Below are 25,748 nucleotides of genomic sequence, written 5' to 3'. Positions count from 1 at the left end.
CAGCATGGGTGCCGTGCTCTCGAGCGAAGTGGCGCGTGCGCTGCACGCGACCGGCGCGCCGATGCCGCGCCACCTGTTCGTCTCGGGCCGGCGGCCGCCGCACTGGCCCAACCCCGATCCCCTGCTGCACGTCCTGTCGGACGCCGATTTCGTGACCGAGATCAACCGCCGCTACGGTGGCATTCCGCCCGAGGTGGCCGAGCACGAGGAGCTGCTGGCGTTGCTGTTGCCCGCGCTGCGGGCCGACATCCACGCGCTGGAGACCCACCTGCCGCCGGCCTCCCGCGCGCCGCTGGCCTGCCCGGTCACGGTGTTCGGCGGCTCGGACGATCCGCTGACGCCGCGCGCGCACCTGGACGGCTGGCGCGGCGAAACCCAGGGCGCGTTCCGCGTGCGGGTGTTCCCGGGCGATCACTTCTACCTCCAGGCGCAGAAAGATCCGCTGCTGGCCGACCTGTCGGCCACGCTGGCGCCGCTGCTGGCCGAGGCCCGGCCGCGTGAGACCTCGGCATGAACCACCCCTCGAAGGAACCCGTCGCCATCGTGGGCATCGGGTGCCGCTTCCCGGGGGGCGTGATCGACTCCGCCAGCTTCTGGCGGCTTTTGAGCGAAGGGCAGGATGCGATTGGCGAGGTGCCGGCCGACCGCATCGACCTCCAGCGGTTTTTCGACGCCCGCCCCGCGACCCCGGGCCGCATGATGTCGCGGCGCGGGGGCTTCCTCGATCGCATGGACCTGTTCGATGCCGATTTCTTCGGCATTTCGCCGCGCGAGGCGCAGGTGATCGATCCCCAGCAGCGCGTGCTGCTGGAGACGGCCTGGGAGGCGCTGGAAGACGCCGGCCAGGACGTGCCGCAGCTCGAAGGCAGCGACACGGCGGTCTACATCGGCCAGTGGGTCAGTGATTTCGAGTCCCGGCTGTTCGCCCAACCCGAGGCGATCGACTTCCCGTCCACGCTGGGCAGCGGGCGCTACGCCTCGTCGGGGCGCATCTCCTATGTGTTCGGCTTTCGCGGGCCGAGCCTGACGATCGATTCGGCCTGCTCGTCGTCGCTGGCGGCGGTGCACCTGGCCGTGCGCAGCCTGCGCAGCGGCGAGACGCGCCTGGCCCTGGCCGGCGGCGTGAACATGATCCTGCAGCCGCACATCACCATCGGCTATTCGCAGAGTCGCATGATGGCCGCCGACGGCCACTGCAAGTTCGGCGACGCCTCGGGCGACGGCTACGTGCGCAGCGAAGGCGCCGGGCTGGTGGTGCTCAAGCGGCTGGCCGACGCGGTGCGCGACGGCGACCGCATCTACGCGGTGATTCGCGGCAGCGCGGTGAACAACGATGGCCGCAGCAGCGGCGTGATGGGCCGGCCCAGCCGCATCGGCCACGAAGAGATGCTGCGCGCCGCCTACCGCGACGCCGGCGTGGCCGCCTCGCAGGTGTCGTACGTGGAAGCGCATGGCACCGGCACGCGCGCCGGCGACCCGGTGGAGATCGCCGCCTTGGGCGCCGTGCTGGGTGATGCCCGCGAGGCGGGCAGCACCTGCCACATCGGGTCGGTCAAGACCAACATCGGCCACACCGAGGGCGCGGCCGGCGTGGCCGGGCTGATCAAGGCCGCGCTCGCGCTGCACCACGGTGCGGTGCCGGCCAGCCTGCATTTCGTGAATCCCAATCCCGGCGTGCCCTGGGGCGAGCTGCCGTTTCGCGTGCCGACCTCGCTCGCGGCCTGGCCGGCATCGGGCACCCCGCGCGTGGCGGGCGTCAACTCGTTCGGCATCGCGGGCACCAACGCCCACGTCGTGTTGCAGGAGGCGCCGGCGGTCGAGGCGAAGGCTTCGCCCGCCGCCCCCGGCCCGGCGGTGGTGCTTCCGCTGTCCGCCAGGAGCCCGGAGGCCTTGCGCGCGCTCGCTTCCCGGTATGCCGATCGGCTCGCGGACGCGGAGGCCCTGGCGCTGGAGGAACTCTGCCAGGCGGCCGCGCTGCGGCGCTCGGCGCTGGAAGTCCGGGCGGCTTTCGCCGCGCAGGACGCGGCTTCGCTGCGCGAGGCCCTGCAGCGCTTCGCTTCGGGCGAAGGCGAGGGCGTCCAGGCGCGCCCCGGTGAGCGTCCGCGGCTCGCTTTCGTCGTGCCCGGGCAGGGCGCGCAGTGGAGCGGCATGGCGCGGCAGCTGATCGCTCACGAGCCCGTGTTTCGCGACATCCTTTCGCAGTGCGATGCCGCCGCGCGGCCCTACCTGGACGTGTCCATCCTGGCCCTGTTGCAGGCCGAACCCGGCAGCGCCGACGCCCAGCTCGACCGCATCGACGTGGTGCAGCCGGTGCTGGTGTCCCTCGCGATCGCCTACGCGGCGCTGCTGCGCTCCTGGGGCGTGGAGCCCGACGCGGTGGTGGGCCACAGCATGGGCGAGGTGGGCGCGGCCTGCATCGCCGGCGTGCTCGACATCGGGCAGGCCATGCAGATCGTGTGCGCGCGCAGCCGGCTCATGCGGCGCGTCAGCGGCCTGGGCGCCATGGCCCTGGTGGAGCTGTCGATGGAGGATGCGCGCCAGCGCCTGCGAGGCCGGGAAGACCGGTTGTCGGTGGCGGTGAGCAACAGCCCGCGATCCAGCGTCATCTCGGGCGAGCCCGAGGCGGTGCAGGCCGTGATGGCCGAACTCGAGCGCGAGCAGATCTTCTGCCGGTTGGTGAAGGTGGATGTGGCCTCGCACAGCCCGCAGATGGAGCCGCTCGCGCAGGAACTGGCCCAGCAACTCGACGGCCTGTCGCCCTCGGCCGCCCGCTGCCCTCTGTATTCCACCGTGCGCGCGCGCCGCGTCGAGGGCCATGAAATGCCCGCCGCCTACTGGGCGGACAACCTGCGCCGCCCGGTGCTGTTCTCGCACGCCGTGGAGCAGATGCTGACCGAGGGCATCACCGTGTTCGTCGAACTCGGCCCACACCCGGTCCTGCTGCCGTCCCTGCAGCAGACCGCGCAGATCGCCGCGCGCGACATCGCCACCGTGGCCTGCGGCCACCGCGACGAGCCGGCCTGCCTGGGGGCCCGCGCCGCACTGGGCGCCCTGTGGACGCACGGTATTCCCGTGGACTGGCGCGCGAGCCAGCCGGCGCCGGGCCGCTGGGTGGACCTGCCTTCCTATCCCTGGCAGCGAGAACGGCACTGGGCCGACGCGGCCGAGGTGCCGAGCTTCAACGCCAGCGGCGCGCCGGGCCCGACCCGCAAGCCGGACGCCGCTTCGCTGGACTGGCTGTACCAGCTCCAATGGACCGCCAGCGACCCTTCCCACGACAGCGCGCCGCGCGCTTCGCGCTGGCTGGTGGTCGGTGCGGCCGACGAGGCCCTGGTGGCCGCGCTGCGCGCCTCGGGCATGCAGGCGCGCGGCGTGCCGCTGGCCGGGCTGCACGCCGCGCTTGCCGAGCCTTGCGACCATGTGGTGCTCTGGGCGAAAGAGGACGCCACGGCGCCGTTTCTCCCTTTGCAGGCGCTGCGCGCTCTGCGCAGCGCGGGCTCCGACGCCCGCCTCTGGTTCATCACCCAGGCTGCCCAGGCGGTGGTGCCGGGCGAGCGCGTGCAGCTGCAGCAAGGCGCGCTCTGGGGCAGCGCCCGCGTGCTCGCCGAAGAGCACCCCGAACACTGGGGCGGTCTGATCGACCTCGGCGCGGACTTCGACGCCGCCCGCGGCGCAGGCGCGTTGGCGGACCACCTGCTGTGCGCCGATGGCGAAGACCAGGTCGCCTGGCGCGGCCCCTATCGCCATGTCCTGTGCCTGGCGCGCGCCGAGCGCGACCGCCTGGCGCAGCCCTTTGCGTGGCGCGCCGACGCGGCCTACCTCATCACCGGAGGCCTGGGCGGCGTGGCCGGCCACGTGGCACGGGCCATGGTGGAAGGCGGGGCGCGCCGGCTGGTGCTGCTGGGCCGCACCCCCTTGCCCGAGCGCGCGGTCTGGGGCGCGCTCGACCCCGCCAGTGCCGAAGGCCGGCGCGTGGCCGCCGTGCGCGCGCTCGAAGCCCAGGGCGCCTCGGTGCACGTCGCCGCGGTGGACGTGGCCGACAAGGATCAGTTGCAAGCCTTCCTCGCGCGCTACGCCGCCGAGGCCTGGCCGGCGATCCGGGGCGTGGTGCACGCCGCCGGCACCTTCGACAACCGCCTGGCCAGCCAGATGGACGAGGCCGCCTTCGACGCGGTGCTGCGGCCCAAGCTGCAGGGCGCGCGCTGGCTGGACCAGTTGCTGCCCGACCTCGACCTGTTCGTCACCTTTTCCTCCACCGGCGCCGTGTTCGCGCAGGCGGGCCAGGCCAACTACGCGGCCGCCAACGCCGGGCTGGACGCGCTGGCGCAGGACCGGCGCGCGCGCGGCCTGCCCGCGCTCAGCATCGGCTGGGGCGTGTGGGCCGGCACGGGCCTCGTGCACGACGACGCCGGTGCCCGGAACGTCGCGCAGATGGAGCGCCAGGGCATCCGGGCGTTCGAGCCCGCGCAAGGCGCCGCGCTGTTCCCCTGGCTGTGCCAGCGCCGCGAGGCGCACCTGATCGTGGTGCCTCTGGACTGGGCGGCCTTCGCGATGGCACGGGCCGGCCGCTCCGCGCCGCTTTGCCGCGACCTGCTGGCCGCCTTGCCGGCGGCACCGGTCGCCACCACGGGCCTGGGTGAACAACTCGCCACGGCAGCGCCGGCCGAACGGCGCCGCCTGCTGGAGGGCCTGGTGAAGGAAGCCGTGGGGGCGGTGCTGCGCATCGCGCCCGCGCGCCTGGACCCGCGCAAGGCCTTGGGCTCGATGGGACTGAACTCCTTGATGGCGATGGAACTGCGCAACCGGCTCGAAGCCGCCACGGGCCGCTCGCTGTCGGCGACCCTGGCCTGGAACTACCCCACGGTGGAAGCGCTGGCCGCGCATCTGGCGGGCGCCGATGCCGCCGCGCCGGTGGCGCCACCGGCCCAGGATGCCCCCCCACCACCGGCCGCGCCCGTCGTGGCCGCCCTGTCCGATGAAGACGCCTTGCTGGCGCTGCGCGGCAACCGCCGCCGGGGAGGAGGCTGATGGCATCCGACGCGCTCAAAGGCCTGTCCGCCCTCAAGCTCGCGCTGATGGCGCGGCAATTGCGCGAATCGGCCGAGCCGGTGCTGCGCGCCGACCCCATCGCCGTGGTCGGCATGGGCTGCCGCACGCCCGGCGGCGTGGAGTCGCCGGCCGATCTGTGGGAACTGCTGCGCGATGGCCGCGAGGCGATCCGCGAAGTGCCCGCCGACCGCTGGGACGGTGATGCCTGGTACAGCACCGATGCCGCCGCACCCGCGAAGTCGCTCACCAAATGGGGTGGCTTCCTCGACCGCATCGACGGCTTCGACGCCGCGTACTTCGGCGTGCTGCCGCGCGAGGCCGAGCGCATGGATCCCCAGCAGCGCCTGTTGCTCGAAGTCGCCATCGAGGCGCTGGACGACGCCGGCCTGTCCGAGGCGCGCCTCCAAGGCAGCCGCACCGGCGTGTACATCGCGAGCTACCACAGCGACTACGCGCAGATGCAGCACAACGACCTGGCCGCCGTCGACGCGCGCACGCTCACCGGCACGCTGCACAGCGTGGTCGCCAACCGGCTGTCCTACCTGCTGGACCTGCGCGGCCCCAGCCTGTCGATCGACACCGCCTGCTCGTCCTCGCTGGTGGCGATCCACCTGGCCTGCCAGAGCCTGCGCAGCGGCGAAAGCGATCTCGCGGTGGCCGGTGGCGTGTCGCTGATGATCTCGCCCGAGTTGATGGTCTCGCTGTCCAAGGTCGGCTTCATGGCGCCCGACGGCCGCTGCAAGACCTTCGACGAATCGGCCGACGGCTTCGGCCGGGGCGAAGGCTGTGGCGTGGTGGTGCTCAAGCGCCTGGCCGACGCGGTGGCCGATGGCGACCGCGTGCTCGGCGTGCTGCGCGGCTCGGCCGTGAACTCCGACGGCCACTCCACGCTGCTGGCCGCCCCCAACGGCCTGGCCCAGCAGGCCATGGTGCGCGAGGCGCTGGACAACGCGCAGCTCGAACCCCACCGCATCGGCTTCGTGGAGGCCCATGGCACCGGCACCGCGCTGGGCGACCCGATCGAGGTGGAGGCCCTGGCCGCCACCGTGGGCCAGCCCGCGCCCGGCGCCGGCACCTGCTACATCGGCGCGGCCAAGGCCAACATCGGCCACCTCGAAGCGGGCGCCGGTGTGGTCGGCCTGATCAAGGCCGTGCTGGCGCTGCAGCACGAGGCGATCCCGCCGCAACCCAATTTCACCCGCCTGAGCCACCACATCTCGCTCGCCGGCACGCGCCTGGCCGTGGCCACCGCGCTCACGCCCTGGCCGCGTGGCGCACAGGCGCGCTGCGCCGCCGTGAGTTCCTTCGGCGTGGGCGGCACCAACGCCCACGTGATCGTGGAAGAGGCCCCGGCGCTGCCGGCCGAGCCGTCCCCGCCCGGCGACGGCACCGGGCACCTGCTGCCCCTGTCGGCCAAAAGCCCCGAGGCCCTGCGCGCCGTGGCGCAGCGTTCGGGCCGGTTTCCTCACCCAGGGCGTGGTGGCCCTGCCCGATGCCGTGTTCACCGCCGCCGAGCGCCGCACGCACCACGATGTGCGCCTGGCCGTGGTCGGCCAGTCGGCTCAAGACATCGCCGCGCGCCTGAACCAGTTCGCGCTCGGCGAAGACGCGCCGGCGCTGGCCAGCGGCCAGCGCTCGTCCATCGCGCTGCCGCGCGTGGCCTTCGTGTTCAGCGGGCAGGGGCCGCAGTGGCACGCCATGGGCCGCGAACTGCTGGCCAGCGAGCCCGTGTTCCGCGCGGTGATGACCGAGTGCGACGCGCTGCTGCGCCCGCTCTCGGGCTGGTCGCTGCTGGACGCCCTGGCGGCGGACGAAGCGCACTCGCGGCTCGGCGAAACCGAGGTGGCGCAGCCCGCGCTGTTCGCCTTGCAGGTGGCGCTGGTGGCGCTCTGGAAATCCTGGGGCATCCAGCCCGATGGCCTGGTGGGCCACAGCATCGGCGAGATGGCCGCGCTGCACGTGGCGGGTGTGCTCCCGTTGCCCGACGCGATCCGCGTCGTCTGGCATCGGGGCCGCACCATGCAGCAGGCCACCGGCCTGGGTCGCATGGCCTCGGTCGGCCTGAGCGCCGAAGCCGCCGACGAATTCGTGACGCCGTGGAACGGCCAACTCTCCGTGGCCGCGCTCAACGGGCCGCGCAGCGTGGTGCTCTCGGGCGACGCGAAGGCCCTGGACGAGGCGCTCGACCAGCTCACGGCGCGCGGCGTGGCCCACCGCATGCTGCCGGTGCAGTACGCCTTCCACAGCGCCCAGATGGCGCCGTTCCAGCAGCGGCTCACCGACGAACTCGCGGGCCTGCGCTGCGCGGCGCCGGGCGTGCCGGTCTACTCCACCGTCACGGGCGCCTTGCTCGACCCGCAGCCGCTCGACGTCGGCTACTTCGGCCGCAACGTGCGCCAGACGGTGCGCTTCGCCCCGGCCATCCAGGCCATGGCGGACGACGGCTTCGACGTGTTCCTCGAAATCGGCCCCCACCCGGTGCTCGGCGCCTCGATCGCCGAATGCCTGGCCGGTGCGGAGGTGGAGCCCCGTTTGCTGACCTCGCTGCGCCGCGGCAAGCCCGAGCGCGAAACCCTGCTGCAGGCCTGCGCCGGCCTGTACGCCGCCGGCCTCATGCCGGCCTGGGACGCGCTCCAGCCCGACGGCGGGCAGGTGGTGCCGCTGCCGGCCTACCCCTGGCAGCGCAAGCGCCACTGGATCCGCCCGCGCCCTGTTTCGACCCCGAGCGTTTCAACGGCACAGGGCGCGGCCGTGCACCCCTTGCTCGGCCGGCGCCTGCCCATGGCGAGCCAGAAGATGCGCATCCACGAGGGTGATGCCTCCGCCGCGCACGCCTGGCTGAACGACCACCGCATCTTCGGCCGCCTGCTGATGCCGGCCGCCGCCATGATGGACGTGCTGGGCGCGGCCGCGCGCGACCTGCTGCGGGCCGACGCCGTGCGGCTCACCGGCTTCACGCTCTCGCGCCCGCTGGTCATCGCCGAGGCGGACGAGCCGGCCACGCGCTGGCAGGTCTCGGCCACGCTGGACGAGGGTGGCGCCGTGGACCTCGAATTGCACCAGGCGCTCGATGGCGATGGGTGGCAGCCGGTGGCGAACGCCCGCGCCGTGGCCGCGAACGGTGCCGAGGTGGCCGATGCCGTGACCACCGACCAGGCCGTGGACGCCTCGGCGGTCCACCAGCGCTTCGCCGAACTCGGTGTGGCCTTCGGTCCCCGTTTCCGCGTGCTGCAGGACGTGGCGTCCGGCCCTGGCGTTGCGCCAGCGGCTGGGTGGAACTGCCTGACGAAGGCCTGGCGACGGGCCATGCCCTGCACCCCGTGTTGCTCGATGGCGCGCTGCAGCTCTGTTCCGTGGCCGCGGGCCACGCCGGTGGCGGCCTGCCGCCCAGCCTCTACCTGCCGCTGGGGGTGGACGAGCTGCTGCTGCGCCCGTCGCGGTCGCGGCGCCTCCAGGTGTCGGCGAGCGTGGTCGAGACCGGCAGCTCGCTCACCGCGCGCGTGACCCTCTGCGAACCCGACGGCACCGTGGTCGCCCGCCTGGACGGCATGCGTTTCGCCCCGGCCGACGCCAGCGCCTTCGCGGCCGCCGATGCCAGCGACGGTTTGCTGTACGACCTGGCCTGGCAGCCCCAGCCGCTGCTCGCCGCCACGGCCGATCTGCAAGGCCGCTGGCTGCTGCTGGCCGACCGCTCCGGTGTGGCCGACGAACTCGCGGACCGCCTGACGCAGGCCGGCGCGCAGTGCGTGCGTGTGCGACCGGGCGACGCCCTGGACACCGCCGGCCCGTGGCGCGGCGTGGTGCATCTCTGGAGCCTGGACACGGCGCCGCTCGACGGGCCCGCCGAGCACGACGACGACTGGCTCACCGTGGGCAGCGCGCTCGCGCTGGTGCAGGGCCTGGGCGCCGCGCCCGCGCCGCTGTGGCTGGTGAGCCGGGGCGCGCAGGCGGTCAGCGGCCAGGAAGCCGCCGACGCCCTGCGGCCGCGTGCGGCCGGCCTCTGGGGCCTGGCGGGCGTGGTGGCGGTCGAGCACCCGGAACTGCAGGTCCATGCGATCGACCTGGACCCCACGGACACCGCGAACGCGGCCCTGAACCTGTTGACCGAATTGCGGCAACCCCCCGCGTCCCCGCAGCGCATCGCCCTGCGTGGCGCGCAGCGCTGGGCGGCCCGGCTGGTGCGCCACCGCCGGGGCGAGGGTGCGCGCCGCAGCGAGCCCCGCCACTGGGTGGTGGCCCAGGCCGGCACGCTCGACGGTGCGCGGCTGCAGGCCTCCACGCCCCACCGCCTGCAGGCCGGCGAAGTGCGCCTGCGCGTGCGCGCGGCCGGCATCAATTTCCGCGACGTGCTGCTCACCCTGGGCATGTACAGCGCGCCCGGCGTGCCGCTGGGCGCCGAGTGCGCCGGGGAGGTCACCGACATCGGCGCGGGCGTCGAGGGGCTCGCGGTGGGCGACACCGTGTTCGGTTACGCGCCCGGCAGCCTGGGCACGGACGTGACCGTGCCGGCGGCCTTTCTCGCCAAGCTGCCGGCCGGCATGGCCGTGGAAGACGCCGCGGCCCTGCCGGTGGCGTTTCTCACCGCCCACCACGGCCTGCACCGCCTCGCCCAACTGCGGCCGGGCCAGCGCGTGCTGATCCACGCCGCCGCCGGTGGCGTGGGCCTGGCCGCGGTGCAGCTCGCGCTGCGCGCGGGCGCCCAGGTGTTCGCCACGGCGGGCTCGCCCGACAAGCGCGAGCTGCTGCGCCGGATGGGCGTGGCGCAAGTGATGGATTCGCGTTCGCTCGCCTTCGCCGACGAGCTGCGCGCCGCCACGAACGGGCAGGGCGTGCACGTGGTGCTCAACTCCCTGGCCGGCGATTTCATTCCCGCCACGCTGGGCGCGCTGGGCCAGGGCGGCACTTTCCTGGAACTGGGCAAGCGCGACATCCTGACCGTGGACAGCGCCGCCGCGCTGCGGCCCGATGTGCGCTACCACGCCTACGACCTGGGCTCCGAAGCCCAGGCCGACCACGGCCTGCTGCGGCCCATGTTCGACGACCTGCTCGAGGCCTTCGCCGATGGCAGTCTTGCGCCCCTGCCGGTGCGGATCTACCCACTGGAAGGCGCGCAGGAAGCCTTCCGCTTCATGGCGCAAGCGAAGCACGTGGGCAAGATCGTGCTGCGCGTGCCGCAGCCGGCGGCGATCGCCGCCGACGCCACCTACTGGATCACCGGCGGCCTGGGTGGCCTGGGCCTGGAAACGGCGCGCTGGCTGGTCGCCTCGGGCGCGCGCCACCTGGCGCTCAGCGGCCGCTCGGCGCCTGGCGACCACGCGCGGGCGGTGATCGCCGAACTGCGCGCGCAGGGCGCCACCGTGAACACCTTCGAGGCCGACGCCGCCGACCGCGAGCGCATGGCCTCGGTGCTCGAGAGCCTTTCACGCACCATGCCGCCGCTGCGCGGCGTGGTGCACGCCGCCGGCGCCTTGGACGACGCCGTGCTGCTGCGCCAGACCTGGCCGCGCTGCCAGGCCGTGCTGCGCGGCAAGGCCCACGGCGCCTGGGTGCTGCACGATCTCACGCGCCACCTGCCGCTCGATCTCTTCGTGCTCTATTCCGCCGCCGGCCTGTGGCTGGGCGCGGCGGGGCAGGGGGCCTACCCGGCCGCGAACGCCGAACTCGATGCCCTGGCCCACGCGCGCCATCGCCAGGGCCTGCCCGCCCTGAGCGTGGCCTGGGGCGCCTGGGCCGAGGTCGGCATGGCCGCCCAGTCGGCCAGCAGCGGCCACGGCGCGTGGGCCGCGCGCGGCCTGGGCCAGATCACGCCCGCCACCGGCTTCGCCGCGCTGGCGCAGCTGCTGCAGGAGGGCACCGCCCATGCGCTGGTGCTGCCGATCGACTGGACGCGCTTCCTGGCGCAGTTGCCGGCCGGGGCCGACGCGGGCTTCTTCCAGACCCTGGCCACCGCCATGCCCACCACGGCGCCCGCTGCCCCGCCCGCCGGGCCAGCGGTGCTGGAGCGGCTGCAGGCCATGCCCAGCGGCCAGCGCCGCGCGGCCCTCATCGCCTACCTGAGCGAGCGCACCTTGCAGGTGTTGGGCCTGGAATCGGCACAGCCGCTGCAGCCCCGCATCGCACTCAAGGAAGTCGGCCTCGACTCCCTGATGGCGGTGGAGCTGCGCAACGCCCTGGCCAAAGCCTTCGCGCACCCGCTGCCGGCCACGCTGCTGTTCGACTACCCCACGCTCGACGCCCTGGCCACCAGCCTGCTGCGCACGCTGGGCCTGGAGGTCGAGGCGGCGCCCGCGCAATCGTTCGCCGCGCCCGCCGCCGCGCCGCCCGCGCTCGATGAACTGGCCGACCTCAGCGATGAAGAAGCCGAAGCCCTCTTGTTGAAGGAACTCGAAAGCGGGTCCTCGGAGCACACATGACAGACACCCCGCCGGGCGCCGAAGCGCTCACCCCCGTCAAGCGCGCGCTGCTCGAGATCCGCGATCTCAAGGCCCAGTTGGCCCGCGCGCAGGCGGCGCTGCACGAACCCATCGCCATCGTCGGCATGGGCATGCGCCTGCCCGGCGGTGTGCACGACGCCGAGAGCTTCGCCGAGCTGCTGTGGTCGGGCACCGACGCGATCCAGGGCATCCCGGCGGACCGCTGGTCGCTCGACGCGCTCTACGCCGAAGACCCGGACGCGCCGGGCAAGATGACCACGCGCTTCGGCGGCTTCATCGACCAGGTGGACCGCTTCGACGCCGAGTTCTTCGGCATCTCGCCGCGCGAGGCCGCCAGCATGGACCCGCAGCAGCGCCTCATGCTGCAGGTCAGCTGGGAGGCGCTGGAAGACGCTGGCGCAGCGCCGGCCCCGAACTCGCGGGCTCGCGCACCGGCGTCTACCTGGGCGTGAGCAACAACGACTACGGCCGCGCGCTGTTCGCCCACCGCGAGCTGATCGACGCCTACTTCAGCACCGGCAACGCCTACAGCGTGGTGGCCGGCCGGCTGTCCTACTTCCTGGGCTTGCAGGGGCCGGCGGTGGTGGTGGACACCGCCTGCTCCTCCTCGCTGGTGGCGCTGCACCAGGCCTGCCAGGCGCTGCGCGCGGGCGAGTGCGACCGGGCGCTGACCGGGGCGGTGAACCTGATCCTCACGCCCGAGATGAACATCAACTTCTCGCGCGCCCGCATGATGGCCGCCGATGGCCGCTGCAAGACCTTCGACGCCGAGGCCGACGGCTACGTGCGCGGCGAAGGCTGCGCGGTGCTCGTGCTGCGCCGCCTCTCGGACGCGCTGGCGCAGGGCGACCGCGTGCTGGCCGTGGCGCGTGGCAGCGCGCTCAACCAGGACGGCCGCAGCGGCGGCCTGACCGCGCCCAACGGCCCGGCCCAGGAGGCCGTGCTGCGCGCGGCGCTGGCCTCGGCCCGGGTGCCGGCGAGCGCGATCGGTTATGTGGAAGCGCACGGCACCGGCACGCCGCTGGGCGACCCGATCGAGGTGGGCGCGCTCGGCGCGGTGCTGGGCGAGGGCCGCAGCGCGGCGCAGCCGCTGCCCATCGGCTCGGTCAAGACCAACATCGGCCACCTGGAAGCGGCCGCCGGCATGGCCGGCGTGATCAAGGTGGTGCTGGCGATGCAGCGGCGCGAGATCCCGCCGCACCTGCACTTCCGCACCGGCAGCCCGCACATCGCGTGGGACCGCCTGGCGCTGACCGTGCCCACGCAGGTCACGCCCTGGGCGCCGATCGAAGGCCGCCGCCTCGCGGGCGTGAGCTCGTTCGGCTTCAGCGGCACCAACGCCCACGTCATCCTCGAAGAAGCCCCGCAGAAGACACCCGCCCCAGCGGGCAAGGACCGCCCGCTGCACCTGCTGGCGCTCTCCGCGCGCGACGGCGCCACGCTGCAGGAACTGGTGCGCCGCCACGAGGCCGCGCTGGCCACGGCCACCGCGCCCCTGGCCGACCTCTGCTTCACCGCCAACGCCGGCCGGGCCCACTTCAGCCACCGCGTGGCCGTGGTCGGCGCCGACCTCGACGGGATCCGCCAGGGTCTGGCCCAGGCCGAGGCCAGCCAGGTGCAAGGCGCGCAGCGCCCGCAGGTGGCCTTCCTGTTCACCGGGCAGGGCGCCCAGTACGCCGGCATGGGCCGGGCCCTGTACGACAGCGCGCCGGTGTTCCGCCAGGCGCTGGACGACTGCGCCGCGCGCCTCGCGCCCCTGCTGCCGCGTGGCCTGCTGGAGGTGATCTTCGCCGCGCCCGGTGAGGCCTCGCCGATCAACGACACGCTCTACGCGCAGCCCACCACCTTCGCCATCGAGTACGCGCTGGCCGCGCTCTGGCGCTCCTGGGGCATCGAGCCGGTGGCCGTGATGGGCCACAGCCTGGGCGAGTACGCCGCCGCCTGCGTGGCCGGCATGCTCCCGCTCGACGACGCGCTGCGCCTGGTCACCGAGCGCGGCCGCCTCACGCACGCGCTGCCCGCCGACGGCGGCATGGCCGCGGTCTTCGCGCCCGAGGCGGTGGTGACGGCCGAGCTGGCCCGTGCCGGCGGCGCGCTGACCATCGCCGCCTACAACGGCCCCGAGCACTTCGTCGTCAGCGGCCTGCGCACCGAGGTGGACGCGCTGCTGGCCCACCTGGAGCGCGCCGGTGTGCGCGCGAAGGCGCTGCGCGTGCCGCACGCGGCGCATTCGCGCTGGATCGAGCCGGTGCTGCCCGAGTTCGGCCGCGCGCTCGAAGGCGTGCGCTTCTCGGCGCCGCAGATCGCGCTGGTGTCCAACCTCACGGGCCAGTTCGCGGGCGTGGAAGAGATCGGGCGCCCGGGCTACTGGCTGGACCACATGCGCCAGCCCGTGCGCTTCGAGCAGTCCCTGCAGGTGCTGCTGGCCCAGGGCATCACGCACTTCATCGAGATCGGCCCGCACCCCGTGCTGCTGGGCATGGGCGCCGAATGCGCCGCTGGCGCGCCGGTCGAATGGCTGCCCTCGCTGCACCGCGAGCGCGCCGACTGGACCGACCTGCTCGAAGGCCTGCAGCGCCTGTACCTCGTGGGCACGGACGTGAACTGGGCCGCGCTCGACGCCGGCCAGGCCCGCCAGCGCGTGGCCCTGCCCACGTACCCCTTCCGCGAGCGCCGCCACTGGATGGACGTGGTGGGCCAGCCGGCCGCCCCGGCCGATGGCGCCGCCCGCCGCTGGGACACGCTCACGCGCGCGCTCCAGCGCCAGGCCGAACGCGGCCCGCTCGACCTGAACGCCGCCTCCTACCCCGCCAAGTGGGCCTGCCTGGAGCGCATCACCTCGGCCCACGCCGTGCGCACCCTGCGCGATGGCGGGCTGTTCAAGGCGGCGGGCGAGCGCCACAGCCTGGCCCAGGTGCTGCAGCGCGCGGGCATCGCCGAGACCTACTGCGCACCTGGTGCAGCGCTGGCTGGACCGGCTGGTCGCCCAGGGCGATCTCGTGCAGGAGGGCGACAGCTTCGTGGCATCCGCGCCGCTGGCCGAGCCCGACCTGGCCGCGCTCTGGCGCGAGGCCGAGGCGCTGTTCGCCGACAACCAGCCCCTGCTGGCCTACGTGCGCCACTGCGGCGAACTCGTGAGCCCGGTGCTGCGCGGCGGCGAGAGCCCGCTGGAAACCCTGTTCCCCGGTGGCGGCTTCGAGCTGGCCGAGGGCCTGTACGAGCGCTCGGCCACCATGCGCTATATCAACGCGCTCGCGGCCTCGGGTTTCGAGGCCCTGGGCGCCTCGGTGGCACCGGGGCGCCAGCTGCGCGTGCTCGAGGTCGGTGCCGGCACCGGCGGCACCACCGCCTCGCTGCTGCCCGCCTTGCCGGCCGACCGCACGGCGTACCGCTTCACCGACGTGTCCGACTTCTTCATGGACCGGGCGCGCGAGCGCTTCGCGGCGTACCCCTTCGTGAGCTACGGCGTGCTGGACATGGACCGCGATCCGCTGGAGCAGGGCGTCGCGCCGCACAGTTTCGACGTCATCGTCTCGGCCAACGCGGTGCACGCCAGCAAGGACCTGCGCCTGACCCTCTCGCGCCTGCACCAGCTGCTGGCCCCGGGCGGCGTGCTGCTGCTGGTCGAGTCCACCGTGCACATGGCCTGGTTCGACATGACCACCGGCCTGATCGAAGGCTGGCAGCATTTCGCCGACGACCTGCGCACCGACAACCCGCTGCTGCCGCCCGCCACCTGGCTGCAGGCGCTGCGCGACGCCGGTTTCGACGCCGCGGGCGCCTGGCCCCAGGCCGGCTCCAGCGCCGAGTGGCTGGGCCAGCACGTCATCGTCGCGCGCGTGCCCGGCGATGCGTCGGCGGGCACGCCGGCGGCGCAGGCCGGCGAGGTGTCCGAGGCGATGGCGCCCAGCGCCACCCCGGCCCAGACCCCCGCCGGCGCCCTGCGCGAGCAGCTGGAAGCGGCCCTGCCGGGCGAACGTCTGGAGCTTTTGCGTGAATTCGTGCGCGATCGGGTCGTGCGTGTGCTGCGCCTGGACAAAAACGACACACCAGGGCGGCATGATCGCCTGATGGACCTGGGTTTCGACTCTCTGATGGCGGTGCAGCTGCGCAACCAGCTGGGCGCCAGCCTGGGCCTGGACAAGCCCTTGCCCGCCACCCTGATGTTCGACTACCCGACGATCGACGCCCTGGCCAGCCACCTGCTGGGCCGCCTGGCGCCGCCCGAGGCCCCGGTGCCGGGGGCCCCGACGGGCATGGAAGTTGCACCCGCCCCGGCGGTGCTGGGAGAGGCCGCGGTCGCGGCCATGAGCGATGCGGACATCGAGGCCCTGCTCCTCGACCGCCTGGGAAAACCATGAACGACGAGCGTCCGAACCCCGCTGCGGCGCCGCAGGAGCCTGCGGCCCTGTCGCCCCTCAAGCGCGCCTTCCTGGCCCTGGAGGACGCGCAGTCGCGCCTGGCGGCCATGGAGCGCGCCGCGCGCGAGCCGATCGCGGTGATCGGTCTGGGCTGCCGCGTGCCCGGCGGCGGGAACGACGCCGACAGCTTCTGGCGCCTCATGCGCGACGGTGTGGACGCCATCGGCCCCACGCCCGCCGACCGCTGGGACATGGACGCGCTCTACGACGCCGACCCCGAAGTCCCGGGCCGCATCGCCACGCGCCAGGGCGGCTTCCTCGGCCCGGTGGACCAGTTCGACGCCGGCTTCTTCGGCATCGCCCCGCGCGAGGCGCAAGGCATGGACCCGCAGCAGCGCCTGCTGCTCGAAGTGAGCTGGGAAGCGCTGGAGAACGCCGGCCAGGCGCCCGACCGGCTCGAAGGCTCGCGCACCGGCGTCTACGTGGGCGTGACCGCCAGCGACTACGCCTACATGCAGCTCATGAGCGGCGACCGCTCGCTGCTCGACGCGCACTTCACCTCCGGCATGGCGCACAGCATCGTCTCCGGCCGCCTCTCGTACCTGCTGGGCCTGCAGGGCCCCAGCCTGACGCTGGACACCGCCTGCTCCTCCTCGCTGGTGGCCGTGCACCTGGCCTGCCAGGCCCTGCGCAGCGGCGAGTGCCGCATGGCGCTGGCCGGCGGCGTCAACCTCATCCTCTCGCCCGACCTGTACATCGCGCTGTCGCACTCGCGCATGCTCGCGCCCGACGGCCGCTGCAAGACCTTCGACGCCTCGGCCGACGGCTTCGCGCGCGGCGAAGGCTGCGGCATGGTGGTGCTCAAGCGCCTGAGCGACGCCCAGGCCGATGGCGACCGCGTGCTGGCCGTCATTCGCGGCAGCGCGGTCAACCAGGACGGCCCCAGCAGCGGCCTGACCGCGCCCGACGGCCCGGCGCAGGAAGCCGTGATCCGCGAGGCGCTGGCCCGCGCGGGCGTGGCACCCCACGAAGTGGGCCTGGTCGAGGCGCACGGCACCGGCACCCAGCTCGGCGACCCGCTGGAGGTGCAGGCCCTGGGCGCGGTGTTCGGCAAGGACCGCGAGCAGCCGTTGTGGCTGGCCTCGGTCAAGACCAACATCGGCCACCTGGAAGCGGCCGCCGGCATCACCGGCCTCATCAAGCTGGTGCTCTCGCTGCAGCACCGCGAGATCCCGGCCCACCTGCATTTCAAGACGCCCAGCCCGCACATCCCCTGGGCCGACCACGCGCTGCGCGTGCCCACCGAGCACACGCCCTGGCAGCCCATCGACGGGCGCCGCATCGCTGGCGTGAGCTCCTTCGGCTTCAGCGGCACCAACGCCCACGTGGTGCTCGAAGAAGCGCCCGAGGCCCCCGCGCTGCCGGCCCGCCCGGCGCGCACCGCGCACCTGATGGCGCTGTCGGCGCGAGACGAGACCGCGCTCGCCGCCCTGGCCGCGAGTTACGCCAAGGCCCTGCGTGGCCGCGACGACGCCGAGCTGGCCGACATCTGCTTCACCGCCAACGTCGGTCGTTCGCACTTCGCGCAGCGTGCCACCGTGCTGGCCCACAGCGTGGCCGAACTCTGCGAGCGCCTCGACGCGCTCGCGCGCGGCGCCGAAACCGAGGGCGTGAAAACCGCCCGCGTGACGCGCCGCGACCCGCCACGCATCGCCTTCCTGTTCACCGGCCAGGGCGCGCAGTACGCCGGCATGGCCCGAGGCCTGTACGACAGCGAACCGGTGTTCCGCGCCGCGCTGGACCGTTGCGCCGCCTTGCTCGCGCCGCAGCTCGAACGGCCCTTGCTGTCCGTGCTGTTCCCGGCCGAGGGCGAGACCTCGCCGCTCAACGAGACCGCCTACACCCAGCCCGCGCTGTTCGCGGTCGAATACGCGCTCACCGAATGGTGGCGCACCTGGGGCGTCGCGCCGCAGGCGGTGATCGGCCATTCGGTGGGCGAACTCGTGGCGGCCTGCGTGGCCGGCGTGTTCAGCCTGGAAGACGCGCTGCGCCTGATCGCGGTGCGCGGCCGCCTGATGCAGGCGCTGCCCGCCGGCGGCGGCATGGCGGCGATCTTCACCACCGAGGAACAGGCGAAAAAAGCCATCGAACCCTACCGCGACAGCGTGTCGCTGGGCGCCGTCAACGGCGTGGACCAGGTCGTGATCTCCGGCGTGCAGGCCGACGTGGACGCGGTCTGCCGCGAACTGGCGGGGCAGGGCGTGCGCACCCAGGCCCTGACCGTCTCCCACGCCTTCCACTCGCCCCTGGTCGAGCCCATGCTCGACGCCTTCGAGCGCGAGGCGGCGCAGCTGCGCTTCTCGCGCCCCGGCCTGCGCGTGGTGTCCAACCTCAGCGGCGCGCTGGCGAGCGAGGCGTTCACCCGCGCCAGCTACTGGCGCCAGCACGTGCGCGAGGCGGTGCGTTTCGGCGACGGCCTGCAGGCGCTGGCCGCGTTGCGGCCGGACGTGTGCATCGAGATCGGCCCGCACCCCACCTTGCTGACCATGGCCAGCCGCGCCTGGGGCGATGCCGGCCCCACGCTGGTCGCGTCCCTGCGCAAGGGGCGCCACGACGGCGAACAGATGCTCGACGCCGTCGGCGCGCTGTACCTGGCCGGTGCCGACTTGAACTGGCGCGCCGGTGGCCCCGGCCGCACGGTGGACCTGCCGTCCTACCCCTTCCAGCGCGAGCGCTGCTGGTTCCAGGCCAAGCCACCCGCGCCGGTGCCCGCGGTGCGCGGCCGGGGCACGGGCCATCCCCTGCTCGGCACGCGGTTGCGTGGCGCGGGCAGCGAAACGGTTTTTGAATCCCGCCTGAGCGCGGACGAGCCCACTTTCATGCGCGAACACCGGGTGCAAGGCCACGTGGTCGTGCCGGCCACCGCCTACCTCGACACCTTGCTGACCGCCGCGCGCCAGCTGTTCGGCCAGGGGCCGGTGGCGGTCGAAGACATCACCGTGCAGGAAGCGATGCTGCTGGCCGACGACGGCGCCGCGCGCACGCTGCAGGTGGTCTGCGGCGCGGCGCGGCAGGGCGGCGCGGTGGCGGTCACGCTCAGCAGCCTGGGTGAAGACGCCGCCGACGCCGAACCCTGGGTGGCCCATGTGTCGGGCACCTTGCGCGCGGGCGCCGCGCCGGCTTCGACGGGTTCCCCTGGCGGCCCTGAAGGCCGCATGTTCGGAGCCGGTGGACATCGCCGGTTTCTACGAAGGTTTCGCGCGCCGTGGCCTGGACTTCGGCCCCGGCTTCCAGTCCATTCAAACCCTGTGGCGCGGGCCGTCGCAGGCGGTGGGCGAGATCGTCCTGACCGATGCGCTGGCCCGGGAAACCGGCGCCTACGGCATGCACCCCGTGCTGCTCGACGGCTGCCTGCAGGTGCTGGCCGCCGCGCTGCCCACCGACGGCGAGGAAGGCCTGTACCTGCCCATCGGCATCGGCCGCTTCGCGCTGCACGGCACGCCCGGCGCGCGCTGCTGGAGCCATGTGAACGTGCTCGCCAGCAGCGCCGAATCGAGCCGCGCCACCGTCACCGTCTGGCAGGCCGACGGCACGCTGCTGGCCGAGCTGGCCGACGTGCAACTCAAGCGCGTCTCGCGCGACGCGCTGGCGCGCCTGGGCGAGCGCTGGCTCGACGACTGCCTGTACGAGACCGTGTGGCGCGCCGCGCCGGCGCTGGTGCAGGACGCCGCGCCGCAGGCCCCGCTACCGCTGCTGAGCGCCCAGGCCATGCAGGCCTTGCCCGCGCTGCGCCAATCGGCGCGCCTGGACGCCTACGACGCCTTCATTCCCCAGCTCGAAGCCTTGTGCGCCGAGTACGTGGTGCGCACGCTCTCGCGCCTGGGCTGGGCGCCCGCCGTGGGCGAACACGCCACCGAAGCCACCCTGGCCGCGCGCCTGGGCGTGCAGGCGCGCCACCACCGCCTGTTCGGCCGCCTGCTGGCCGATCCTGGGCGAGGTGGGCCTGCTGGCCCGCGAGGCTTCCGGCTGGGTGGTGCGCCGTGCCCTGCACGAGGCGCAGCCCGAGACCGAACTGGCGCGCCTGAAGGCCGCCTACCCGGACGCCACCGCCGAGCTGGAGATGACCGGCCGCGTGGCCGCCGAGATGGCCGAGGCCCTGCGCGGCGAACGTGAGCCCATGCAATTGCTGTTCCCCGGCGGTTCGCTGGACACCGCCGAGCGCATGTACCGCGACGCGCCCACCGCCCAGGTCTTCAACGGCCTGATGACCGAGGTCATGCTGGCCGTGATGGCCCACCAGGCCGCGGGCAGCGGCCGGCCGCTGCGCATCCTGGAAATCGGCGGTGGCACCGGCGGCACCACCGCGCGCGTGGCGCCGCGCCTGCCCACGCAGGGCGTGGAATACACCTTCACCGACATCGGCCCGCTGTTCGTGGCGCGCGCCAGGGAACGTTTCGCCGCGCACGGCTTCATGCGCTTCGCGGTGCTCGACCTCGAACAGGACCCGAAGTCGCAGGGCTTCGATCCGCAGAGCTTCGACGTGGTCATCGCCGCCAACGTGATCCACGCCACCGCCGACCTGCGCCGCACGCTCGACCGCGTGCGCGGCCTGCTCGTGCCCGGCGGCCTGCTGGCCATGCTGGAGGTGACGGCACCGCAGCGCTGGTTCGACCTCACCGTGGGCCTCACCGAAGGCTGGTGGGCCTTCGACGACACCGACCTGCGGCCCGACTACGCCACCCTGCCGCGCGAGGCCTGGCTCTCGCTGCTGGCCGACCGGGGCTTCGAAGAACGCACGGCCCTGCCCGAAGGCGGCGGCCACCAGGGCACGCTGGCCCTGCAGTCGCTGCTGCTGGCGCGCGCCGCCGGCCCGGCCGCGCGCCGCTGGCTGCTGTGGGCCGACGAAGGCGGCGTGGCCGCAAAACTGGCCGATCGACTGCGCGCTCGCGGCGATCAGTGCGTGCTGGTGCGCGCGGGTGAACGCTTCATGTCGGGTGCCGACGGCACCCTCAGCATCAACCCGGCGTCCGCCGCCGACCACCGCCGCGTGTTCAGCGAGCTGCAGGCCGAGGGCCAGGCGGTGCACGGCGTGGTGCACGCCTGGTCGCTCGACGCCGAGCCCTGGGAAGGTCTCTCGGCCAGCCAGCTGAGCGCCGCGCAGACCGTGGGCGCCGTGAGCGGCACCCTGCTGGCGCAGGCGCTCATCGGCCTGGGCGCGCCGCCCCCCTTGTGGTTCGCCACGCGCGGTGCCCAGCGCATCGACGAGGGCGACCGCGCGCTCAACCCGGCGCAGGCGCCGGTGTGGGGCCTGGCCAAGGCGGTGGCGCTGGAACACCCCGAACTGCGTTGTGCCTGCGTGGACCTGGAAGAGGGCGCGGAGATCGAGGCCCTGCTGGCCGAACTCGACGCGCCGGCGGGCGGCCCGTCGGCGTCGAAGCAGATCGCCTGGCGCGCGGGCGAACGCCGCGCCGCGCAACTGGCGCACCTGCGGCGCTCACCCGTCACGGGCAGCACCGGCCGCCCGGCCGCCTACCGCCTCGCGCCCGCCGTCCGCGGCGCGCTCGACGAACTCGGCCTGCAGCCGCTGGAGCGCCGCGCGCCCGGTGCCGGCGAGGTCGAGATCGCGGTGGAGGCCACCGGCCTGAATTTCAAGGACGTGCTCAACGTGCTGGGAATGTACCCCGGCGACCCCGGCCCGCTGGGCGGCGAGTGCGCCGGCCGCGTGAGCGCGGTGGGCCCCGGTGTGACGCACCTGCGCGTGGGCGATGCCGTGCTGGCCGTGGCCGGCGGCAGCTTCGCCTCGCACGTCATCGCGCGCGCCGCCTTCGTGCAGCCCCGGCCGGCCGGCCTGAGCGCGGAAGAGGGCGCGTCCTTCCCGATTCCTTTCGTCACCGCCGAGTTCTGCCTGGGCCACCTGGCCGGCATGAAGGCCGGCGACCGCGTGCTGATCCACGCGGCGGCCGGCGGTGTCGGCATGGCGGCGGTGCGGCTGGCGCAGCGCGCCGGTGCCGAGGTGTTCGCCACCGCCGGCTCCGAAGCGAAACGCGAGCTGCTGCGCGCCATGGGCGTGCCGCACGTGATGGATTCGCGCAGCGCCGACTTCGCCGACGAGGTGCTCGCGCTCACGCAAGGCCGGGGCGTGGACACCGTGCTCAACGCGCTCTCGGGCGAGCTGATCGACGCGGGCTTTCGGGCGCTGGCCGATGGCGGCTGCTTCGTCGAGATCGGCAAGCGCGGCATCAAGACACCCGAGTGGGTGCAGGCGCTGAACCGGGGCCTGCGCTACCACATCGTGGACTGGGGCGAAACCGGCGAGCGCGACCCGGCGCTCATTGGCGGCATGCTGGCGCGCCTCGTGGCCGAGCTGGGCGAAGGCCGGCTGGCCCCGCTGCCGCGCCACGTGTTCGCGCTGGACGAGGCCGAGCGCGCCTTCCGTTTCATGGCCCAGGCCAAACACACCGGCAAGGTCGTGGTGCGCCACGGCGCGGCCGCGCCGGCCTCGGTGCGCCGCGACGGCACCTACCTCATCACCGGCGGCCTGGCCGGGCTGGGCCCGGTGGTGGCGCGCCGGCTCGCCGAGCAGGGCGCGGGCCGCGTGGTGCTGATCAGCCGCCGGGGCGTCACGCCCGAGGTGGCGCCCGTGCTTGATGAGATCCGCGCGCTGGGCACCACCGTGGTGGCCGAGGCGGTGGACGTGAGCGATGGCGAGGCCATGACCGCGCTGCTCGCGCGCATGCGCGCCGACGGCCCGCCGCTGCGCGGCGTGGTGCACAGCGCCGGGGTGCTGGACGACGCGGGCCTGCTGCAGCAGGACGCGGCGCGCTTCGAGCACGTCTTCGCGCCCAAGGTGCGCGGCGGCTGGCTGCTGGACCAGCTCACCCGCAGCGACGCGCTGGACTTCTTCGTGTTGTTCTCCTCCGTGGCGGCCGTGCTCGGCTCGCGCGGGCAGGCCAACCATTCGGCGGCCAACGCCTTCCTCGACCTGTTGGCCCACGAGCGCCAGGGCCGGGGCCTGCCGGGCCTGAGCATCAACTGGGGCGCCTGGACGGAAGTGGGTGCGGCGGCGGATCGCCAGCTCGCGCAGCGCCTGGCCGCGCAGGGCATCGGCGCGCTCACGCCGCCGCAGGGCCTGCTGGCTTTCGAGCGCCTGCTGGCCCAGGGCGAGGCCCAGGCCGCCGTGCTGCCGATCGAGTGGCCGCGCTACCTGCAGGCGATGGGCCTGTCCACGCCGCCGGCCTTCCTGGCCGGCGTGGCCGGGCAGGGCGCCGTGGCGGTGGCCGCCGCCAAGGCCGGCGCTAGCGCACCGGCCGCCGGCCTGCGCCAGCAGCTGCAGGACGCACCGCCCGGGCGCCGTCGCCCGCTGGTGGCGGCCTTCGTGCGCGAGCGCGCGCTCAAGGCGCTGGGCGTGGACCCGGCCCGCGCGGTCGATCCGCGCACGCCGCTGGGCGAGCTCGGCCTGGACTCGCTGCTCGCGGTGGAACTGAGGAACACGCTGGGCTCGGCGCTGGGGCAGACGCTCTCGGCCACCCTGCTGTTCGACTACCCGACCATCGACACGCTCACCGATTACCTGCTCAACGACGTGATCCAGCCGCCCGCGCCCGCAGCGCCCGAGGCGGTGGCGGTCGCGGTCGAAGAGCCGGCCAGCATGGTGGACGCGATCGAAGACCTTTCCGACGAAGAAGTGGACCGCTTGCTCGCGCAACGCGCGCAACGCAAGGGATGAAGACGACATGAGCGACTTTCTCGACCGCATCAGCAAACTCTCGCCCAAGCGCCTGGCGCTGCTGGCGCTGGAGCTGCACGAAAAGGCGGAAGCCGCGGGCACGCATTCCAACGAGCCCATCGCGGTGATCGGCATGGGCTGCCGCTTCCCCGGCGGCGCCACCAACCCCGAAGCGTTCTGGGACCTGCTCGAAGCCGGGCGCGACGCGATCCGCGACGTGCCCGCCGACCGCTGGGACAAGGACGCCTTCTTCGACGCCGATCCCGACGCCCCGGCCCGCATGTCGGTGCGCAACGGCGGCTTCCTGGACGACGTGGCCGGTTTCGACCCCGCCTTCTTCGGCATCTCGCCGCGCGAGGCCCTCACCATGGACCCGCAGCAGCGCCTGCTGATGGAGGTGTCGTGGGAAGCGCTGGAGCAGGCGGGCCTCTCGCCCGAAGGCCTGGCCGGTTCGCCCACCGGCGTCTTCTTCGGCCTGTGCAACAGCGACCACTTCCACCGCGTGCTGCAGCGCGGCAGCGACAGCATCGACGCCTACATCGCCTCGGGCAACGCGCACAGCGTGGCCTCGGGCCGTGTCTCGTATTTCCTCGGCCTGCAGGGCCCGGCGATGTCCATCGACACCGCCTGCTCGTCCTCGCTGGTGGCGCTGCACGTGGCCTGCCAGAGCCTGCGCAGCGGCGAATCGCGCACCGCGCTGGCCGGTGGCGTGAACCTGATGTGCTCGCCCGAGACCACCATCGCCCTGACCAAGGCGCACATGCTCGCGCCCGACGGCCGCTGCAAGACCTTCGACGCTTCGGCCGACGGTTTCGCGCGCGGCGAGGGCTGCGGCGTGCTGGTGCTCAAGCGCCTGAGCCACGCCCAGGCCGACGGCGACCGCGTGCTCGCCGTGATCCGGGGCAGTGCCGCCAACCAGGACGGCCGCAGCGGCGGCCTCACCGTGCCCAACGGCCCGGCGCAGGAAGCCGTGATCCGCGCCGCGCTGGCCGACGCCGGCGTGGCCCCGGCCGACATCGGCTACGTGGAGGCCCACGGCACCGGCACCTCGCTCGGCGACCCGATCGAGGTGCGCGCCCTGGCCGGCGCGCTCGGCCCGGGCCGCGACGCGGCGAACCCGCTGCTGATCGGCTCGGTCAAGACCAACATCGGCCACCTCGAATCGGCGGCCGGCGTGGCCGGCGTGATCAAGGTGATCCTCGCGCTGCAGCACGGCCGCATCCCCCGGCACCTGCATTTCAGCGAACCCAGCCCGCACATCGCCTGGTCGCAGTACCCGGTGAGCGTGACGCGCGACGGCCATGCCTGGCCGCGCGGCGAACGCCCGCGCCTGGCTGGCGTGAGTTCCTTCGGCTTCAGCGGCACCAACGCGCACGTCGTGATCGAAGAGGCCCCCGCGCCCGTGGCCGCCGCCTCGGGCGACCAGCGCCCGGTGCACTGCCTGCCGCTCTCGGCCCGTTCCGAGCCCGCGCTGCGCGCGCTCGCTGCCCGCTTCGCCGACGCGCTCGCGGCTGGCGCGCCGCTGGCGGACGTGGCCCACACCGCCGGCGTGGGCCGCTCGCATTTCGCCGAACGCCTGGCCGTGGTGGCCAGCGACGCGCAGGAAGCGCGCGCCGCCCTGCAGGCTTTCGCCCAGGGCCGCGAACACCCCGCGCTGCACCGGGGCACTGCCACGCCGGGCGTGGCCCCCGAGGTGGTCTTCCTCTACACCGGCCAGGGTTCGCAGTACCCCGGCATGAGCGAGGCGCTGTACGCCGCCTCGCCGCTGTACCGCGACATCATCGACCGCTGCGACAGCCTGCTGGGCGCCGACGCCCAGGGCCGCACGCTCAAGTCCGTGCTGCGCGCCGGGCCGGCCGAAGGCGCGGCCATCCACGAAACCGCCTGGACGCAGCCGGCGCTCTTCGCCGTCGAATACGCGCTCACGCAGCTCTGGCGCGCCTGGGGCATCGCGCCGGCGGCCGTGATCGGCCATTCGGTGGGCGAGTACGTGGCGGCCTGTGTGGCCGGCGTGTTCACGCTCGAAGAAGGCCTGAAACTCATCGCCGAGCGCGGCCGCCTGATGCAGGCGCTGCCGCCCGGCGGCGCCATGGCCGCCGTGTTCACCTCGGCCGACGAGGTGGGCCGGGCCATCGCGCCCATGGCCGACCGGCTGCGCCATTGCCGCCATCAACGCGC

Annotated in this window: 6 protein-coding genes and 7 pseudogenes; all 13 read left to right on the top strand. The window is 74.0% G+C overall.

Annotated elements, in window-relative coordinates; translation table 11 throughout:
- Positions 1-4 precede the first annotated feature (4 nt).
- Positions 5-514, top strand: a complete 510-nt coding sequence (locus ACFJGX_RS18495) for a thioesterase II family protein (RefSeq protein WP_382326752.1) — start codon at positions 5-7, stop codon at positions 512-514.
- Positions 511-5,028, top strand: a complete 4,518-nt coding sequence (locus ACFJGX_RS18490) for an SDR family NAD(P)-dependent oxidoreductase (protein WP_382324585.1) — start codon at positions 511-513, stop codon at positions 5,026-5,028. The genes ACFJGX_RS18495 and ACFJGX_RS18490 overlap by 4 nt, the downstream gene beginning before the upstream one ends.
- A pseudogene (locus ACFJGX_RS18485) lies at positions 5,028-6,443 on the top strand (type I polyketide synthase); the annotation flags it as partial. The gene ACFJGX_RS18490 and the pseudogene ACFJGX_RS18485, both read left to right, overlap by 1 nt.
- Positions 6,444-6,747: 304 nt before the next feature.
- Positions 6,748-8,049 (top strand): annotated as a pseudogene (locus tag ACFJGX_RS18480) (acyltransferase domain-containing protein); the annotation flags it as partial.
- A 272-nt stretch (positions 8,050-8,321) separates the two neighbouring features.
- Positions 8,322-11,462 carry an SDR family NAD(P)-dependent oxidoreductase gene (locus tag ACFJGX_RS18475; protein ID WP_382324591.1) on the top strand — a complete coding sequence of 1,047 codons (3,141 nt, stop codon included), beginning with the start codon at positions 8,322-8,324 and terminating at the stop codon, positions 11,460-11,462.
- Entirely contained in the window at positions 11,459-11,935 is a 477-nt protein-coding gene (locus ACFJGX_RS18470) for a polyketide synthase (protein WP_382326750.1), read from the top strand. The genes ACFJGX_RS18475 and ACFJGX_RS18470 overlap by 4 nt, the downstream gene beginning before the upstream one ends.
- Positions 11,932-14,019: pseudogene (locus ACFJGX_RS18465) on the top strand (type I polyketide synthase); the annotation flags it as partial. The gene ACFJGX_RS18470 and the pseudogene ACFJGX_RS18465, both read left to right, overlap by 4 nt.
- Before the next feature lie 331 nt (positions 14,020-14,350).
- Positions 14,351-15,193, top strand: a pseudogene (locus ACFJGX_RS18460) (class I SAM-dependent methyltransferase); the annotation flags it as partial.
- A 291-nt stretch (positions 15,194-15,484) separates the two neighbouring features.
- Positions 15,485-15,844 (top strand): acyl carrier protein, encoded by a 360-nt coding sequence (locus ACFJGX_RS18455; RefSeq protein WP_382328739.1) that lies wholly within the window; start codon positions 15,485-15,487, stop codon positions 15,842-15,844.
- Positions 15,841-18,882: pseudogene (locus tag ACFJGX_RS18450) on the top strand (type I polyketide synthase); the annotation flags it as partial. The gene ACFJGX_RS18455 and the pseudogene ACFJGX_RS18450, both read left to right, overlap by 4 nt.
- Positions 18,883-18,988: 106 nt before the next feature.
- Positions 18,989-19,435 (top strand): annotated as a pseudogene (locus ACFJGX_RS18445) (polyketide synthase dehydratase domain-containing protein); the annotation flags it as partial.
- A gap of 406 nt (positions 19,436-19,841) precedes the next feature.
- A complete protein-coding gene (locus ACFJGX_RS18440) occupies positions 19,842-23,570 on the top strand; it encodes an SDR family NAD(P)-dependent oxidoreductase (protein ID WP_382326748.1) in 3,729 nt (1,242 codons plus the stop codon).
- Between the two features lie 7 nt (positions 23,571-23,577).
- Positions 23,578-25,623, top strand: a pseudogene (locus ACFJGX_RS18435) (type I polyketide synthase); the annotation flags it as partial.
- Positions 25,624-25,748: the final 125 nt, after the last annotated feature.

Source organism: Hydrogenophaga sp. UC242_50, assembly GCF_042697355.1.
GTDB lineage: Bacteria > Pseudomonadota > Gammaproteobacteria > Burkholderiales > Burkholderiaceae_C > Hydrogenophaga.
The sequence above is the reverse complement of the archived record's forward strand: the minus strand, read 5'-3'. Positions and strand labels throughout refer to the sequence as shown.